This is a genomic window from Rhizobium sp. GW821-FHT14E12 (genome assembly GCF_058803745.1).
Map to the genome: position 1 here is coordinate 684772 of NZ_JBXAPH010000003.1, position 15820 is coordinate 700591.

At 61.0% G+C, this 15820-nt stretch carries 12 protein-coding genes; 11 read left to right on the plus strand and 1 reads right to left on the minus strand.

What is annotated here, in order from left to right; translation table 11 throughout:
* Positions 1–24: 24 nt before the first annotated feature.
* Positions 25–1335 carry an MFS transporter gene (locus AC1RO0_RS16450; protein WP_498593953.1) on the minus strand — a complete coding sequence of 437 codons (1311 nt, stop codon included), beginning with the start codon at positions 1333–1335 and terminating at the stop codon, positions 25–27.
* A gap of 124 nt (positions 1336–1459) precedes the next feature.
* On the opposite strand from AC1RO0_RS16450, the gene AC1RO0_RS16455 reads away from it, so the two are divergent.
* The 11 genes from AC1RO0_RS16455 (at position 1460) to AC1RO0_RS16505 (ending at position 15816) form a co-directional block, all read left to right on the plus strand.
* Complete coding sequence (locus AC1RO0_RS16455; protein ID WP_498593954.1) at positions 1460–2374, plus strand: LysR family transcriptional regulator; 915 nt, start codon at positions 1460–1462, stop codon at positions 2372–2374.
* A 223-nt stretch (positions 2375–2597) separates the two neighbouring features.
* A complete protein-coding gene (locus AC1RO0_RS16460; RefSeq protein ID WP_498593955.1) occupies positions 2598–3101 on the plus strand; it encodes an RNA polymerase sigma factor in 504 nt (167 codons plus the stop codon).
* Positions 3102–3195: 94 nt separating this feature from the next.
* A complete protein-coding gene (locus tag AC1RO0_RS16465; RefSeq protein WP_498593956.1) occupies positions 3196–4149 on the plus strand; it encodes a FecR family protein in 954 nt (317 codons plus the stop codon).
* A 127-nt stretch (positions 4150–4276) separates the two neighbouring features.
* A complete protein-coding gene (locus tag AC1RO0_RS16470; RefSeq protein WP_498594039.1) occupies positions 4277–6670 on the plus strand; it encodes a TonB-dependent siderophore receptor in 2394 nt (797 codons plus the stop codon).
* A complete protein-coding gene (locus AC1RO0_RS16475; protein ID WP_498593957.1) occupies positions 6670–7929 on the plus strand; it encodes an MFS transporter in 1260 nt (419 codons plus the stop codon). Before AC1RO0_RS16470 ends, AC1RO0_RS16475 begins: the two co-directional genes overlap by 1 nt.
* A gap of 20 nt (positions 7930–7949) precedes the next feature.
* Positions 7950–9023: a siderophore-interacting protein gene (locus AC1RO0_RS16480; protein WP_498593958.1), complete on the plus strand. Its 1074-nt coding sequence runs from the start codon at positions 7950–7952 to the stop codon at positions 9021–9023.
* Positions 9024–9186: 163 nt separating this feature from the next.
* A complete protein-coding gene (locus tag AC1RO0_RS16485) occupies positions 9187–10389 on the plus strand; it encodes a M20 aminoacylase family protein (RefSeq protein WP_498593959.1) in 1203 nt (400 codons plus the stop codon).
* A 194-nt stretch (positions 10390–10583) separates the two neighbouring features.
* Positions 10584–12218 carry a TIGR04028 family ABC transporter substrate-binding protein gene (locus tag AC1RO0_RS16490; protein ID WP_498593960.1) on the plus strand — a complete coding sequence of 545 codons (1635 nt, stop codon included), beginning with the start codon at positions 10584–10586 and terminating at the stop codon, positions 12216–12218.
* A 60-nt stretch (positions 12219–12278) separates the two neighbouring features.
* Positions 12279–13223 (plus strand): ABC transporter permease, encoded by a 945-nt coding sequence (locus AC1RO0_RS16495; RefSeq protein WP_498593961.1) that lies wholly within the window; start codon positions 12279–12281, stop codon positions 13221–13223.
* Complete coding sequence (locus tag AC1RO0_RS16500) at positions 13220–14134, plus strand: ABC transporter permease (protein WP_498593962.1); 915 nt, start codon at positions 13220–13222, stop codon at positions 14132–14134. Before AC1RO0_RS16495 ends, AC1RO0_RS16500 begins: the two co-directional genes overlap by 4 nt.
* Positions 14131–15816 (plus strand): dipeptide ABC transporter ATP-binding protein, encoded by a 1686-nt coding sequence (locus tag AC1RO0_RS16505; RefSeq protein WP_498593963.1) that lies wholly within the window; start codon positions 14131–14133, stop codon positions 15814–15816. The genes AC1RO0_RS16500 and AC1RO0_RS16505 overlap by 4 nt, the downstream gene beginning before the upstream one ends.
* Positions 15817–15820 lie beyond the last annotated feature (4 nt).

Sequence of the window (15820 nt, forward strand, 5' to 3'; positions counted from 1 at the left end):
TTTTCTCTCCGTGAGATCTGAAGTTTAGGACTGCTGGCCCGCAGCCTGGATTGCCGATGCCTTGGCAGCGGCGCGGGACAGGATGAGCGTCAGTGCCGCCGACAGAACCAGAAGGCCGGCAACGAAGCAGAGCCCGCCGGCAAAACCGCCCGTCAGATCCTTGATCCAGCCGATCATCGAGGGGCCGACGAAGCCGCCGAGATTGCCGATGGAGTTGATGGTGGCGATGCCCGCTGCCGCAGCCGGCCCGGACAGGAACAGTGTCGGCATGCTCCACAGCGGCGGCTTCGAGCAGCTGATACCGATATTGACGAGGGTAAGGGCGATGAGGACCGCAAGTACGCCGGTCGCCCCGGCGGCAAAGGCAAGTCCCGCTGCCGCCAGCAGGCAGGCGAGTACGACATGCCATGTGCGCTCGCCGGTCCTGTCCGAATGCCGCGCCCAGAGGACCATGGCGACGACTGCAAAAGTCGCGGGGATGGCGTTCAGGAAGCCAACTTCGAGCGAGGAAAGACCGAATTCCTTGATGATCTGCGGCGCCCAGATGCCGAGCGTATAGAGACCTGCCGACGTGCCGAAATAGACCAGGGCGAGTGCAAGGACGCGTATGTCGACGAGGCCCGCCCAAATGCTGTGGCTTGCCTTGACGCCTCTGGTCTTCTGCTCGTCTTCCATGGTTTTCACCAGCCAGTTGCGCTCCTCGTCGGACAGCCATTTTGCTTTGGCCGGGCGATCGGTCAGGTAGAACAATACGACGACGCCAAAGACCAATGCTGGAGCTGCCTCGATCAGGAACATCCACTGCCAGCCGGCCAGCCCCATCAATCCGTGCATCTGCATCAGCGCGCCGGAGATCGGCGAGCCCAGCACCGTCGAAAGCGGCGCCGCGGCCATGAACAGTGCGGTGACGGCGGCGCGGCGGCGAGCCGGGAACCAGAAGCTCAGATAGAGGATGATGCCCGGAAAGAAACCGGCTTCGGCAACGCCGAGCAGAAAACGCAGGACATAGAAGCTGGTTGCTCCCTGGACGAAGGCCATCAGGCCCGAAACGATGCCCCAGGTGATCATCACCCGGGCGATCCAGATGCGGGCGCCGACCTTGTTGAGAATGAGATTGGAGGGCACTTCGAACAGGAAATAGCCGAGAAAGAAGATGCCGGCGCCGAAGCCGAAGACGGTCGACGAGAAGCCGAGATCCTTGTTCATCTCCAGTGCTGCGAAGCCGATGTTCACGCGGTCGAGGAACGCGATGAGATAGAGCAGCATGATGAAGGGAACGATGCGAATTGTTATCTTGCGCAGAACGCGCGTCTCCAGCTCATTGGCCACGGCCATTTCCTCCCAGAATGATGACGTTGGCGCACCTCCTGCGCCGTCACCAAAACGATGGGGGAGAAACCGCTCATGGACAATGAAACCGAAATTATATAAATTATCGATATAATAAGAGGGCAAGTCTTTGGAATTGCAGCAGTTACGCTGTTTTGTGGCGGTCGCGCAGGAACTGCATTTCGGTCGGGCCGCGCGCACGCTGGGCATCCTGCCGGCCTCGCTCGGGCGGCAGATCCGGCTGCTTGAGGATTTTCTCGGTACGCGCCTCATGGAGCGAACGACCCGCAACGTCATGCTCACGCGGGACGGAACGGAGCTCTTGAAGGAGGCGAAGCAGGTTCTTGCGCAGGCCGATGCCATGACCGAGCGGTTCCGTCATCGCCGGCATCTTCCGCGCACGGGGATCAGGATCGGCGCGATCGACAGCGCGGCGGCCGGGCTGATCCCGCAGCTCCTTCATGATCTGAAGCTGGAGCACCCCGAAATCTCCGTGCAGATCTCGGAGGAAAAGACCGTTCGCCTGCTCCCGAAACTGATATCAGGCCGGCTCGATCTCGTATTCATCAGGCCTCCCGAAATCGTGGACCGGAAGATAAAGCTGCTTCGGCTTTTCAACGAAACGGCCGTTGTCGCGATCTCCGACCGTCATCGGCTTGCCGATCGCAAGAGCATAGCTGTCGAGGAACTGGAGGATGAACCGCTCATCGTTCCCGATCGCCGCTCGAGACCGCATAGCCATGACATGACGATCAAACTCTTCACCGAGGCTGGATTGACGGTCAGGATCGCACAGATGGCCGACGAGAAGCAGACGATCGTCAATCTAGTGGCCGCCGAGATCGGCCTGGCGATTGTCCCCCAATGGACATCGCGGCTTGCGGTCTCCGGTGTGCGTTACATTCCGCTTCGTCCCGGTCGGGAACGGACGACGGGGCAGCTTCCCCTCTCTGCGGCCTGGCTGAAGGGGGTGCGCGATCCCCTGCGTGATAGCCTGGTCGGCACTCTCATGAAGCATCTGGCGGTCTATTCGGAAAACGCCTGATAGGGGCCGGCATGGTCTCGTGTCGCTCGTGATGCCCATGCATCAGTTCTGCTCCTTTCCCCGATTGAAGACGTTGCAAGCCGGCCCGACATGGGGTAGTCAAAACATGATAATAAAACTCAAGAAATTTGAGGGGCAGAGCGCGAGGGTCGCAAGCTTCAGGCGGATGCGGCGGGCGCAGGACCCGATATGAGCTGTTGGATCGCCAGGACTTGGACATGTGATGACCGATATGTTGCATTCCCTTCACGCGGGCGAGGAAAAACGGCTTCATCGCTTTTTCCATCGACGGCTGAAGAACCGGGATGATGTCGCGGATGCGACGCAGGAGACATTCCTGCGGATGCTGGAAGCCTCGCATGCGACACTCATCGAGAATCCACAGGCCTATCTTTTCCAGGTGGCGCGGTCGGTGGCGCGTGTCATCCTGACCCGGCAGACCAGGGAGCAGGCGATGTTTGCTCCGGACGAGGCGGGCATGGAAGAGCCCGACGATTTCCCCCTGCAGGACCGCATCGTCAATGCCCGGCAATGCCTGCTGATCATGGCAAAGGCGATCGAGGCGCTGCCGACGCGCTGCCAGCAGGTCTTCATTCTCAGCCGTCTGCGCGGACTTTCCAATGGCGAAATTGCCGCCGAGCTTGGCATATCCCGCAACATGGTCGAGAAGCATATCATCAAGGCGCTCCTGCATTGCCGGAAGGTCCGCGCCGAAATATTTTTCTGAACCGACGTCAGGAGATGTGCATCGTTTTGGCTCTTAGGAAGAGACCCCGAACTGATGCACGCTTTTGTTGAGCCAAAGACAGGCCGATGGAACCATGAGCCACAGTTGCGACGAAGAAATCGAAGACCGGTTGGCGGAAGCCGCAGCCGGCTGGGTCGCGCGGCTGCAATCCGCCGATGCGACGGAGCTGGACAGGGCCGATTTCCAATGTTGGCTGCGCGCTCATCCCTCTCATACTGTTGCCTATGACGAGATGAGCGCGCTGTGGGGCAGCCTCAAGGATGCACCGGTCTCTCTCGAGAGCTTGAAGGCGCGGCGCTCGTCCGGGGCGAGGGCGGTTGGATTGGCGATGATGCTCGGCATGATCGCGGCCTCATCCTATACGATCCAGCAGATGGGCCTGATCGACCGCTGGCGCGCTGACTATTATACCGATGTCGGAGAGGTGCGATCGGTCGTGCTGGAGGATGGCACGCAGGTGGATCTCGATACCGACACGGCTATCGCCGTGCGCTATTCGGCCGGAGAGCGGCGTGTCGAACTGTTGCGCGGTCAGGCTTTCTTCGATGTCACCAAGAATCCGGCACGACCGTTTATCGTCGATGAAGGCCAGCTGAGCGCGACCGCACTCGGCACGCATTATTCCGTCCAGGCCCCGACCGGTTCGCTGCCTCAAATGGTCCAGGTGGAGGAAGGTGTGGTCGAGGTCAAGGCAGGTGGCAACGATACGATCCTCAGGGCGGGTGATGCGATTACCGTCGATGCTTCCGGCAAGGCGACGCTCGCAAAGGCGGATGTCGCGAACGAAACCGCCTGGCGACAGGGGAAGCTGGTGTTCTCGGCGACGCCGCTGGGCAAGGTGGCGGCAACGCTCGCCCGATATCGTCGCGGACGCGTCGTCATCGTCGACGCACAGGCGGCAGACCGAAAGGTCTCCGGGGTCTTCGATCTGTCCAATACCGATGAGGCGCTTGCCATCATAGAAAGCAATCTGCCGGTTTCCGTGACCCGGGTCACGGACGCGCTGGTGTTCATTCGTTCGAAATAATCGAATTTTTTTCAAACGCGACGTCAGGAGGTCCTGGCCGTTTTCACTCTTTGTAAAGGAATGGCGCGTCCGGGCGGCGCGACGTTGTTTAAGCCTAGGGATGATCAAGGGGGCCTGTGTGGCATCGATGAATTGGAAAGTGAGACGCGGCGCGTTCGCGGCGACGGTTTTTGCGGGCATTTCGGCATTTGCAGGCGCCGGCCTGGCGCAGACAGCTAATAGACCCGAGGCGAATGCCGGGCAGGTGACGGTCAACGTCTCCATACCGGCAGGGCCGCTGGAAAGTGCCATTCTGGCCTTCGGGCGCCAGGCGAATATCCGGCTGCTCTATCCCACCGCGCTCACCGCTGGAAAAACCACGCGCGGCGTGAGCGGAAATCTCCCGGCCAAGGCTGCGGTCGCGCAATTGCTTGCCGGTTCGGGACTTGTCTACAGCTTCACCGGCGCGAACACCGTCCGCATCTACGACCGGGCCGACCAGTCGGCCCGGGCCGGCGGTGTTGCGGCGGATGGATCGACCATACTTGAGCCGCTGGTCATCCAGGGCCAGGACCAGGGCATCAAAGGTGTTCTCGAGACGGACGGCTACGTTGGAAAATCCGGCCGATCCGCGACGAAGACCGATACCCCGATCGCCGAAACGCCTCAGTCCATTTCCACGGTCTCGCAAAAGCAGCTGCAGGATCTGCGGCCGCAAAACCTCTCCGAGGCGTTGAACTATACGCCCGGCGCGCGCCTCGGCCAGTATGGCGCCGAGCCGCGATATGATGCGTTTAAGGTCCGCGGCATCGATCTGACCTATACCGGTATCTTCCGCGATGGGCTGCGTCAGATCGCTAGCCCCAACGGCCTGTTCCGGCTGGAACCCTACGGTGTCGAAGCCATTGCCACGCTGCGCGGTCCTTCGGCCTCCGTCTATGGTGCCAGCAGCTCCGGCGGCATCGTCGACATCATTTCCAAGCGGCCGACGGAAGAAAAGCTGCGCGAGATCGAAGTCCAGTACGGCTCCTATGGCCGGCTTCAATCCGCCTTCGACTTCTCCGGCCCGGTTAACGACGATAATACGCTGCTCTATCGCGTGACCGGCCTGGTGCGCGACGGGCGCAACCAGATCGCGGCGATCAAGGATGATAGGCAGTATATCGCGCCGGCTCTTACATGGCAGCCCGACGAAGACACCAAGCTGACGCTGCTCGGCGAATACATGAACTCCACGACCGGCGGGACCTGGGGTTACATCAACAAATACGGGCTTGCAGGCACATCGATCGGCGCGACGTCTGAGTATGGCAGCGATGCCCGCTTCAACGATTTCAAGCAGAAGCAATGGCGGATCGGCTACGAACTGGAGCAGGCGCTGAGCGATTCCGTCACGCTCTATCACAAGCTGCGCTATTCCGACATTTCCGCCAGGCAGGAGTGGGTCTTCGCTGATTATCCCGGCATCGTCCGCGAGGACAATAGCGGGCTTGCAACCGACACCTACCTGAAGACCGATTTCGACACCGGACCGCTCCAGCATCAGCTGATCACCGGCGTCGACTACAGCTACATGAAATACACCTCGCGCCAGGGCAGCGGTCCGGACCTGTTTACCGACAGCTACTCCTACATGCCGGACATCAACTACAGCGAAACCCAGAAGCAGAATTCGCTCGGCATCTATGTGCAGGATCAGATCGAATATGATGCCTGGCGCTTTACCGCCGGCCTTCGCCATGACTGGCACAAGAGCGATTACACGCCCGGCGGCACGAGTTATTCCCGCGACGATAGCGAAACGACGTTCCGCGTCGGCCTCGGCTACGTCACGCCATGGAACGTCATGCCCTATGTCAGCTATGGCACGTCCTACGTTGCCAATCCGGGCGTGATCCAGACCTTCAACAGCGTTGCGCAGCAGGCAGACCCCACGCTCGGCAAGCAGATCGAAGTCGGCGTCAAATATCAGATCCCAGACCGCAACATGTCCATCACCGCCGCGCTGTTCAATATCGATCAGGAGAACGCCACGGTTTACGAGACCTCTTCCGGCCTCAATCTGCTGCGGCAGCTCGACCTGAAATCCCGTGGCTTCGAACTTGAGGCAACGGCGTCGCTGGACAACGGCCTGAACCTCATTGCCGCCTATTCCTATAACGACGTTGAGATCACCAAGCTGACCTCGGAAACCAAGGGCAATACGCTCAATTCCTCGCCGTACCATATGTTCTCGCTGTGGGCCGATTACGAGGTGCAGAGCGGTGCGCTGGAGGGGCTGGGTATGGGTGCTGGACTTCGCTATGTCGGCTCGAGTTTCGGCGACAACGTTCACACGCCGGTTCTCGACAACAAGGCGCGCACCTTCGTCGATGCCTCACTTCGCTATGATCTCGGCAAGATCAATCCCTCGTTCGAGGGCGTGCGGCTGCAGGTCAATGCGACGAACCTCCTGAACGAAGTCAAGCAGGTCTGCACCACGGGCTTTTGCTACTGGGATGAAGGCCGCAAGGTTGTCGCCAGCGTCCGGTATCGCTTCTGATGACAACGGTTCCATCCATTTTGCGCTCTCCGTCTCCGGCCGCGGTCTTTATCGCGGTCGGGGGCCTCTATATCGCCCAAAGCGTCATTGGCGGTGTGACCATGCTTGGCCTGCCGGCGGTCTTGCGCGCGCAGGGACTGCCGCTGGACCAGATCGGCTTGCTCTATCTCACCGTCATTCCCTGGGCGCTGAAATTTCTCTGGTCGCCCTATGTCGAGCGCTTCCGCCTGCCGGCGCAGGGGCGTAACCGGTCCCGGCTGATCGTATTTGCCGGCGGATTGCTGTGCGCCGCCGGCCTCGGCGCCATCGGCCTGACCGGCCCTTATCCGCTGGCGCCAGTGCTGTGCGTGCTCCTGCTGGTCGCGCTGGTGACATCCACAGTGGATATTGCCTGCGACGGCTATGCGGTCGAGACGCTTGCCAAGGAACATCAAGGTTGGGGAAACACCGCGCAGGTCGGCGGCTCCTATCTCGGCTCGGCGATCGGCGCCGGCCTGTTTCTCGTGCTGGTGGACAGCATAGGCTGGAGCTACGCGGCCTTTGCCTTGGCGTTCCTTGTCATCATCCTAGGAGTGCCGTTCGTCTTCGGGCCGGCGACCCGCAGCACAATCGAGACGCGGCCGCACGCGCCATCGCTGCTTCTGGCTCTCAAGCGTCCCCAGGTGCAGAAAGGCCTGATGATCGCCGCGATCTACGTGGCGGGACAGAAATGGGGGCTCTCGATGCTCGGCCCCTTTCTGATCGATCGCGGTTTCGATCTGGCCACCATCGGTGCCCTGAACGGCATCGGCAGCATGGTCGTCGGCTTTAGCGGCGCGCTCTTGGGCGGCCTGCTGGTGCGGCTCTGGGGTGCCACCACGGTGCTGACCCTTGCCATCCTGCTGCAGGCTGCACTCCTCGCGGGCCTGGCGCTCTTCAGTCTCGACGACAGTCTGCCGAGGGTGTTCATCATGCCGATTGCCATTGCCAGCTCGTCTGGAGTGATGTCCGTCGGCTTCGTTGCGCTCTATTCCCAGTTCATGGGCTGGTCGGATCCGAAGCAGGCCGGGGTCGATTTTACGCTTTTCCAGTGCGCCGATGGTCTGATCAGCATGGCCGGCGGCCTTGGCGCTGGCTGGATTGCCGAACATCTCGGCTACGCCGTCTTCTTCACCACGGCTGCCGTCATCGCGGTCCTCGCCGTACCGGCCATCGGCCTGCTGATGCGTGGCGCCAACGGCAACGCGGTTGCGATAGTGCGACCTGCGGATAGCCTCTAGCAACAGAACCGGAGAACGAATTGCAAGCCAGCACCATCATCAGGAGCGACCGGGCGGGGGCGCTTGTCGCAGATTTTGCCGAGCGCTTTCGCGATGTCGCTAATGTCGAGGCCGAGGGTGGGAAAGTAACGCTCATTTCCCGCTATGGCCGCGCTGATCTCACAGCGAAAGTCGATGAAATCTCGATTACCGTGGCCGCAAAGGACCAGATCGATCTTTGCTATATCAAGATGGTCGTGGCGGAATATTTCTCTTCGTCTGCTGGTTCTGATGCTGTGCGCTGGTCCGGCGATGGCGAAGCAGAGAGCAGTCTGCCGCCGTTTTTCCGCGAGATGAGGGTGGTTTCGGCGGAGAACGTAACGCCGCAGATGCGACGGCTGCGTTTGAGTGGGGCGGAGCTGAACCGCTTTGCCGCCGATGGGCTGCATGTTCGTTTGCTGTTTCCCCGGAGAGGATCGACGCCGGTATGGCCGGCCTTGGGTGCCGACGGCAGGATCGTCTGGCCGGGTGGAAACGACAGGCTCGTGTCGCGTGTCTATACTATCCGCTCGCGGGATAGCGAGCGCGGCGAAGTCGAGATCGATTTTGCCCTGCACGACCATGAAGACGGTGCCAGCCCCGGCGCCTCCTTTGCGCTGCATGCACAGTCGGGCGATCTTGTCGGATTGTTTGCGCCGGCCGGTGGCGAGATCCCGGGGGCACAGTCGCTCGTTCTCTGCGGCGATGATACCGCCTTGCCGGCGATCGCGCGGATATTGGAGGAAGTTCCGCCGTCGGTCCGCGCCAGGTTGTTCATCGAGATCGACAATCCGGATTGCCGTTATGAATTGCGCAGCACCGACAACATCGAGCTCAACTATCTCTACCGGCAAGGTCGACCGGCGGGAACGACCGGCCTGCTGCCCGAGGCGCTGAGCCGCCTTGATGTTGATAGTCTGGGAGAGGATACGTATTTCTGGGCCGGCTGCGAATTCGGAGACTTCGTCGAGCTGCGCAAGCTCGCGCGGCGGACTTGGAAGCTGCCACGCGAGCGGCATCTTGTCGTCGCCTTCTGGCGGCGGGGTTTTGCGGAAGGAACGGCGAAGGAAGCCTGACCGTGAGCGCCGCCCATGGTCAAAGCTCGATCTCAGGAGTCCTGTCTGTTTCGTCACGCTAAATAATCTACTATTTTTGTAGATTGCTTATGCATTCGATGCTTAAGTAGCGGTCGCCGGTTGTTCCGATCCGGTGCCTGTTTTCCCATTCCGAGATGCTCCCATGACACAATCGAACACCACCGCCAACGACGCTCCCGCGCCGAAGGTCATCGACCGCATTGCTGGTTATGTCCCTGAACTCGTTGCGATTCGTCGTGACATTCATACGCATCCGGAGATCGGCTTCGAGGAAGTCAGGACCTCCGGCATCGTCGCCGACAAGCTGGCGTCCTGGGGCATCGAGGTACATCGCGGTATCGGCAAGACCGGTGTCGTCGGGCGCCTGACCGGGCGGCATCCGGGCAATCGGTCAGTGGGGCTCAGGGCCGACATGGATGCGCTGCCGATGCCGGAAGAAACCGGCTTGCCCTATGCTTCCATCTATCCAAACCGTTTTCACGGCTGCGGCCACGACGCCCATACCGCCATTCTTCTCGGGACCGCGCGTTACCTTGCCGAGACCCGTGATTTCGCCGGCACCGTCACCTTCATCTTTCAGCCCGCCGAGGAAGGCCTGGGCGGCGCTCGTGCGATGATCGCAGATGGGCTGTTCGATCGATTTCCCATCGACGAGATCTATGGGCTCCACAATGCGACCTTTCTGGCACCGGGTCATCTGCATGTGACGGCCGGAACGGTGCTTGCCGGCGCCGACTTCTTCGACGTGACGTTCAGGGGCAAGGGCGCGCACGGGGCTCATCCCGATGTCGGGCGCGATCCGATCCCGGCAATCACCGAACTTGTCCAGGCGCTTCAGACCATCGTCAGCCGAAACGTCCCGCCGACCGAGCCCGCGGTTCTGTCGGTCACCAAGATAGGGGCCGGCTCGGCCTACAACGTCATCCCGGAGATGGCGAGTGTCGGTGGTACGATCCGAGCCTTTTCCGACGGGATCAGGGAGTTGATCCGCTCGCGGCTCACCACTATCGCCCGGAATGTCGCGGCTGCTCATGATCTGACCGCCGAGATCGACATCCGCGATATCTTTTCTGTCCTCACCAACCATGCCGAACATGTCGATATCGTCGCCGATATCGGCCGCGAGGTTCTGGGGCCGACGCGGGTTTCCACAGCGCCGAAGCGGGCGATGGGCAGCGAGGATTTCGCGGATTTTCTGTTGCATGCGCCCGGAGCCTTCTTCACGCTCGGCCATTCCGGCACGGTTCCGGCGCACAATCCCGGCTTCATCGTCGACGACGCCATTCTGCCGGTCGGCGCGACATTGTTCGCCCGTCTCGTCGAAAGCAGGCTCAAGGCCGCGTGAAAAGTCCGAGCGCACCAATGGTGGGGCGCGCAATGCAACATCCAGTTGCCGTGGACGGGAATTGCCCGAGGCCGGGACAGGCCGAAGGTTCATTCTCCGCAGCAACCCAAATATAGCATAGTAATTCCATAAACAATATTGAATGAACTGGCGGGTGCGATACCCTCTGGATGCATTTCAGTTCGAGGCATCAGATGACAATCGTACGCAATTTGAAGACATTGACGCTTTTGGGGTTCGTCTCCTTTGCGCTTCCCCAGGCCACTTTCGCGGCTGACGATAACAAGCCGGTGCAGGGTGGGACGCTGATCTATCTGGAGCAGCAAGCCCACACGAACCTTTATCCGCCGGCTGGGGGCTTCTATCCGAACGGCGGGATCCTGAACCAGATCACCGACAAGCTGACCTACCAGAACCCCAAGACGCTACAGGTTGAGCCTTGGATCGCCGAATCCTGGACCGTCAATGACAGCGCGACGGAATATACCTTCAAGATCCGCAAGGGCGTCACCTTTTCCGATGGCACACCGCTTGACGCCAGCGCCGTCGCCAAGAACTACGATACCTTCGGCCTTGGCAATAAAGAGCTGAAGCAGCCGGCCTCCGAGGTCATCAACAACTACGATCACAGCGAAGTCGTAGACCCCTACACCGTGAAATTCTATTTCAAGAAGTCGTCACCCGGCTTCCTGCAGGGCACGTCCGTGATCGGTTCCGGCCTCGTTGCCTTGAAGACGTTGGCGCTGCCGTTCGATCAGTTCGGCGATGCGACAAAGATCATCGGTTCCGGCCCCTTCGTCGTCGAAAGCGAGACGCTCGGTAAGCAGCTCGCTCTGAAGGCCCGCATGGACTACAATTGGGGTCCGGCCAAGCTCGAACATCAGGGCCGGGCCTATCTTGACGGCATCAAATACATCATCACCGGCGAAGACAGCGTCCGCATCGGAGCGCTGCTCTCCGGCCAGGCCGATTTCATTCGTCAGCTCCAGGCCTATGACGAAAAACAGGTGAGCGACCAGAGTTTCGCGATCTATGCCGCGCCGACACGCGGCGTGAACGACAGTGTCGCCTTCCGGCCGGACAATCCGCTCGTCGCCGACATCAAGGTCCGGCAAGCGCTGCTGCATGCCACGGATAACAAAGAGATCGTCGAAACGCTGTTTTCGGCGAATTATCCGCAGGCAAAGTCGATCATCTCATCTGCGGCCGCCGGTTATGCGGATCTCTCCTCGAAGCTCAGCTACGATCCGGTGCTTGCCGAAAAGCTCCTTGACGAAGCTGGCTGGACCAAGGGTTCGGGTGGCGTGCGGCAGAAGGACGGCAAGCCGTTGGCGCTTGCCGTCTATGAATCCCTGCCGCAGCCGCAGAACAAAGCCGTGCTGCAACTCGTTGCTCAGCAATGGGCCAAGATCGGCGTCAAGCTGCAGGTGCTTGCCGGTACGTCCGGCAATCTGGTGACGGACAATGTCGATCCGGCAAAGACGCCGCTGGTCGTCGCTGAAGTCGGCCGCGCCGATCCCGACGTCATCAAGAGCCAGTTCTATCCGAAGAACCGCGATGCGCTGTTGCAGAAGGGCGGCCTCAATCCAAAGGCCACCTTCTTCGACGAAAAGCTGAATGGCATCCTCGAGACCGTCGCCTCCGAGACGGACAACAGCAAGCGCCTGGCGGCAGCGAAGGCAGCACAGGAATATCTGCTGGATCAGGCCTATGTCATTCCCTTCTTCGAGGAGCCGCAGGTGTTTGCCGGCGCGCCCTATGTGAAGGGGATTGCTTTCGAGGCCGTCGGCCGGCCGGCGTTCTACAGCACCTGGCTCGCCGAACATTGACGATGGCGCTCGGCCCGGCATTTCGCCGGGCCGATGCTTCTTGAAGACATGGTAATCGGCATGACCAAATACATATTATCGCGGATCGGACAGTCGCTGCTGGTTCTCTGGGCGGCATTCACGATATCCTTCGTGTTGCTGCAATCCATGCCGGGCGATGCGATACTGATAAAATTCCAGAGCCCGGACTATGGGCTGAGCCCCGAACAACTTGCCGATATCAGGGCCGCCTACGGCGCCGACGGATCGATCCTGCAGCAATATGTCCATACGATCTGGAATTTCCTCACCGGTCATTTCGGCTATTCATTGCAGGCAGGCGTCGCCGTCAGCACTCTGATCGCCACCAATCTGCCATCGACGCTGTTGCTCGCAGGCTTCGGCTTTCTGGTTGCCGCCATCCTCGCCGTCCTTATCGCCGTATTGTCCAATCTCCCACGTCTTGTCTGGCTACGCGGCGTCATCCAGTCGCTGCCTTCGCTTTTCATTTCGGTGCCGACCTTCTGGCTCGGTATCATGTTCATCCAAATATTCTCGTTTCGGTTCCGGCTGGTCCCGGTGATCAATCCGGGACCCTGGGAAGGATTGATCCTGCCAATCCTCACGGTGGCCGTACCGATTTCCGCGCCGCTTGCGCAGATCCTGTTGAAGAATATCGACGAGGTCCTGACGCGTCCCTTCGTGCCGGTGGCGCGCGCCAAGGGTCTTTCGCATATGCAGGTTCTCTGGCGGCATGTCGCCAAGAACACGCTCCTGCCGGTTCTGACGGTTGCGGGATTGTTGTTAGGACAGTTGATCGCAAGCGCGGTCGTCACCGAAACGGTCTTCGGCCTGAACGGCATCGGCGGGCTCACCAAGCAGGCCGTGGATAGCCAGGACGTTGCCGTGCTGCAAGCGATCGTCGTCATCGCGGCGACAGCCTTCGTCACCATCAATCTCGTCGTCGATCTGCTCTATCCGATCCTCGACCCACGCCTCAAGGCGAAGCTGGGAGCGACGCGATGACGATCCTCGAAACCGCTGAACGTCATCGCGATACAGATGCCCCCGATCCGGTCGGTGGAGCGCCCGTAGTGCCGCTGGACGGCGGTGAAGGGCAGGCCGAGACACGCCGCATCTCGCTGCGCATTCAGCCGGGCCTTGTTCTCGCTTGGCTGGTGCTTACCCTGGTCGTGCTATGGGCGCTCGTGCCCGGCGTTTTCACTGTCTATGATCCGGTGCAGGGACTGCCCGGGCAGCATTTGCGGCCGCCGAGCACCGCGCATCTTCTCGGCACGGATTCACTGGGCCGCGACCTTTATGCCCGTATCGTCTATGGATCGGTGCATTCGCTGTCAGGGGCGCTTGCTGCCGTCGGCATTGCGCTTGTCGTCGGAACGACGCTGGGGGTTCTCGCCGGCTCGCTCGGCGGAAGGCTGGAGACGGCCATCATGCGGCTGGTGGACGTCATGCTGTCGATTCCAGACCTGCTGCTGTCGCTCAGCATCATCGTCCTGCTCGGCTTTGGCACGGTCAATGCGGCGATCGCAGTCGGCATCACCCTGATTGCGAAGTTCGCGCGGCTGGTGCGCTCGGAAGTCGTGACCGTGCGGCGAAGCGATTACGTGGAAGCCGCGTTCGGTAGCGGCGGCACCTTCTTCAAGGTGCTGTGGCGCCATATCCTGCCGAACTCGTTGACCTCGGTCATCGCTTTTGCGGCGATCCAAGCCGGTTGGGCCATTCTTCAGCTCTCGACACTCGGCTTTCTCGGCTACGGCGCGCCGCCGCCGACGCCGGAATGGGGTCTGCTGATTGCGGAGGGACGCAATTACATCGCGACCGCCTGGTGGCTGACGGCTGCCCCCGGCGTCGTCGTCGTCCTGGTCGTCATCTCCATCAACCGCATCAGCCGGGCAATCGGGAGTGTCGATCGATGACGATTTCCGCAGCGAACACATCGGGTGAAACGGTAGTACCCGTTCTGGAGGTGTCCGGCCTGACGATCGCCTATCGCGACCGGAGCGGGTCATGTCCGGCCGTTCATGGCATCGATTTCAAGGTGAATGCTGGGGAAGTCGTGGCGCTGGTGGGCGAATCCGGCTCCGGCAAGAGCTCGACGGCCCAGGCGCTGATCGGCCTACTGCCCGAGGGCGGGCTTCTGCAGCAGGGTAGCATCCGGTTGAATGGCCAGGATATTGCCGGCTGGCCGCAGAAGCGGCTGGACGGCATTCGCGGATCGGTCATCAGCCTCGTTCCACAGGATCCAGGCAGTTCCCTCAATCCGGTGAGGACGATCGGCGATCAGGTTGCCGAGATCCTCGTCATTCATGGCAGGGCATCCGGGGCTGCCGCCTATCTGCAGGCGATCGAGCTTCTGGAGCGGGTCGGTCTCAACCAGCCGCAGCTTCGCGCGAAACAATATCCGCACGAGCTTTCCGGCGGCATGCGGCAGCGGGTGCTGATCGCGATTGCCATTGCGCTGAAGCCTTCCCTTATCATCGCCGACGAACCGACAAGTGCGCTTGATGTCACCGTGCAGAAGCACATTCTCGATCTCATCGATGACCTGCGCCGGGAATATGGCACCGCGATCCTGCTGGTGACGCACGATCTCGGCGTCGCCGCTGACCGATCGGACAGGCTCATCGTCTTGCAGCACGGCCGCATTCAGGAGCAGGGGCGCACCGTCGATATCGTTCGAAACCCGCAGAGCGCCTATACGCGTCGCCTGCTCGCGGATGCGCCGTCCCTGAACGCGCGCGTGCCCCGCGCCACCGCCCGTCCGAACAGCACGATATCCAAGCCGGCTGACGACATTATCGTCGTCGACGGGCTGGTGCAGGATTTCGGTCCCGGCGGCAAGGGGGGCAGTTTCAGGGCCGTGGATGGTTTATCCTTCCGCGTCCGGCGCGGTACCACGCATGCGATCGTCGGCGAATCCGGTTCCGGCAAGACCACGGCCATACGGATCGTCTCCGCCTTTCAGCGGCCGACAGCAGGCAAGGTCGTGATCGACGGGCTCGATCTGTTGTCGTTGCGCGGCGAGACGCTGCGGCTTTTCCGCAAGAAGATCCAGCTGGTCTATCAAAACCCCTTCAGCTCGCTCGATCCGCGCCAGACGATTGCGAGGATCGTCGAGGAACCGTTGTTGAATTTCGAGCGGCTGCCACAGGCCGATCGGTTGGCAAGGGTGACTGCGACGATCGAAAAGGTCGGGCTCCCGGCCGATGTCCTGCAACGGCGGCCGCATGCGCTTTCGGGCGGTCAGCGCCAACGCGTTGCGATTGCCCGCGCGCTGGTGCTCGGCCCGGAAATCCTTGTGCTGGACGAAGCCGTCTCCGCGCTCGATGTTACTGTTCAGGCACAGATCCTGGCGCTTCTCGACGAGCTTCAGCGCGAACTGGGCCTGACCTACCTGTTCGTCTCGCATGATCTTGCTGTGGTCAGGCAGATCTCCGACACGGTCTCCGTCCTCAACGATGGCAAGCTGGTCGAGGGCGGCCCGATTGACGACGTCTTCGGCAATCCGCAAAGCGCCTATACGCGCGAGCTGATCGATGCCGTTCCAGGCAAGAAATTTCCGCGGCTTCTCGAGCCTACCCCCAGCAATGCAGGATGATCCC

Excerpts from the sequence above, each read along its gene's own strand:
- AC1RO0_RS16460 (WP_498593955.1), top strand. The coding sequence starts at position 2,598 with ATGACCGATATGTTGCATTCCCTTCACGCGGGCGAGGAAAAACGGCTT.
- AC1RO0_RS16450 (WP_498593953.1), bottom strand. The coding sequence starts at position 1,335 with ATGGCCGTGGCCAATGAGCTGGAGACGCGCGTTCTGCGCAAGATAACA.
- AC1RO0_RS16465 (WP_498593956.1), top strand. The coding sequence starts at position 3,196 with ATGAGCCACAGTTGCGACGAAGAAATCGAAGACCGGTTGGCGGAAGCC.
- AC1RO0_RS16485 (WP_498593959.1), top strand. The coding sequence starts at position 9,187 with ATGACACAATCGAACACCACCGCCAACGACGCTCCCGCGCCGAAGGTC.
- AC1RO0_RS16495 (WP_498593961.1), top strand. The coding sequence starts at position 12,279 with ATGACCAAATACATATTATCGCGGATCGGACAGTCGCTGCTGGTTCTC.
- AC1RO0_RS16490 (WP_498593960.1), top strand. The coding sequence starts at position 10,584 with ATGACAATCGTACGCAATTTGAAGACATTGACGCTTTTGGGGTTCGTC.
- AC1RO0_RS16500 (WP_498593962.1), top strand. The coding sequence starts at position 13,220 with ATGACGATCCTCGAAACCGCTGAACGTCATCGCGATACAGATGCCCCC.
- AC1RO0_RS16505 (WP_498593963.1), top strand. The coding sequence starts at position 14,131 with ATGACGATTTCCGCAGCGAACACATCGGGTGAAACGGTAGTACCCGTT.
- AC1RO0_RS16470 (WP_498594039.1), top strand. The coding sequence starts at position 4,277 with ATGAATTGGAAAGTGAGACGCGGCGCGTTCGCGGCGACGGTTTTTGCG.
- AC1RO0_RS16475 (WP_498593957.1), top strand. The coding sequence starts at position 6,670 with ATGACAACGGTTCCATCCATTTTGCGCTCTCCGTCTCCGGCCGCGGTC.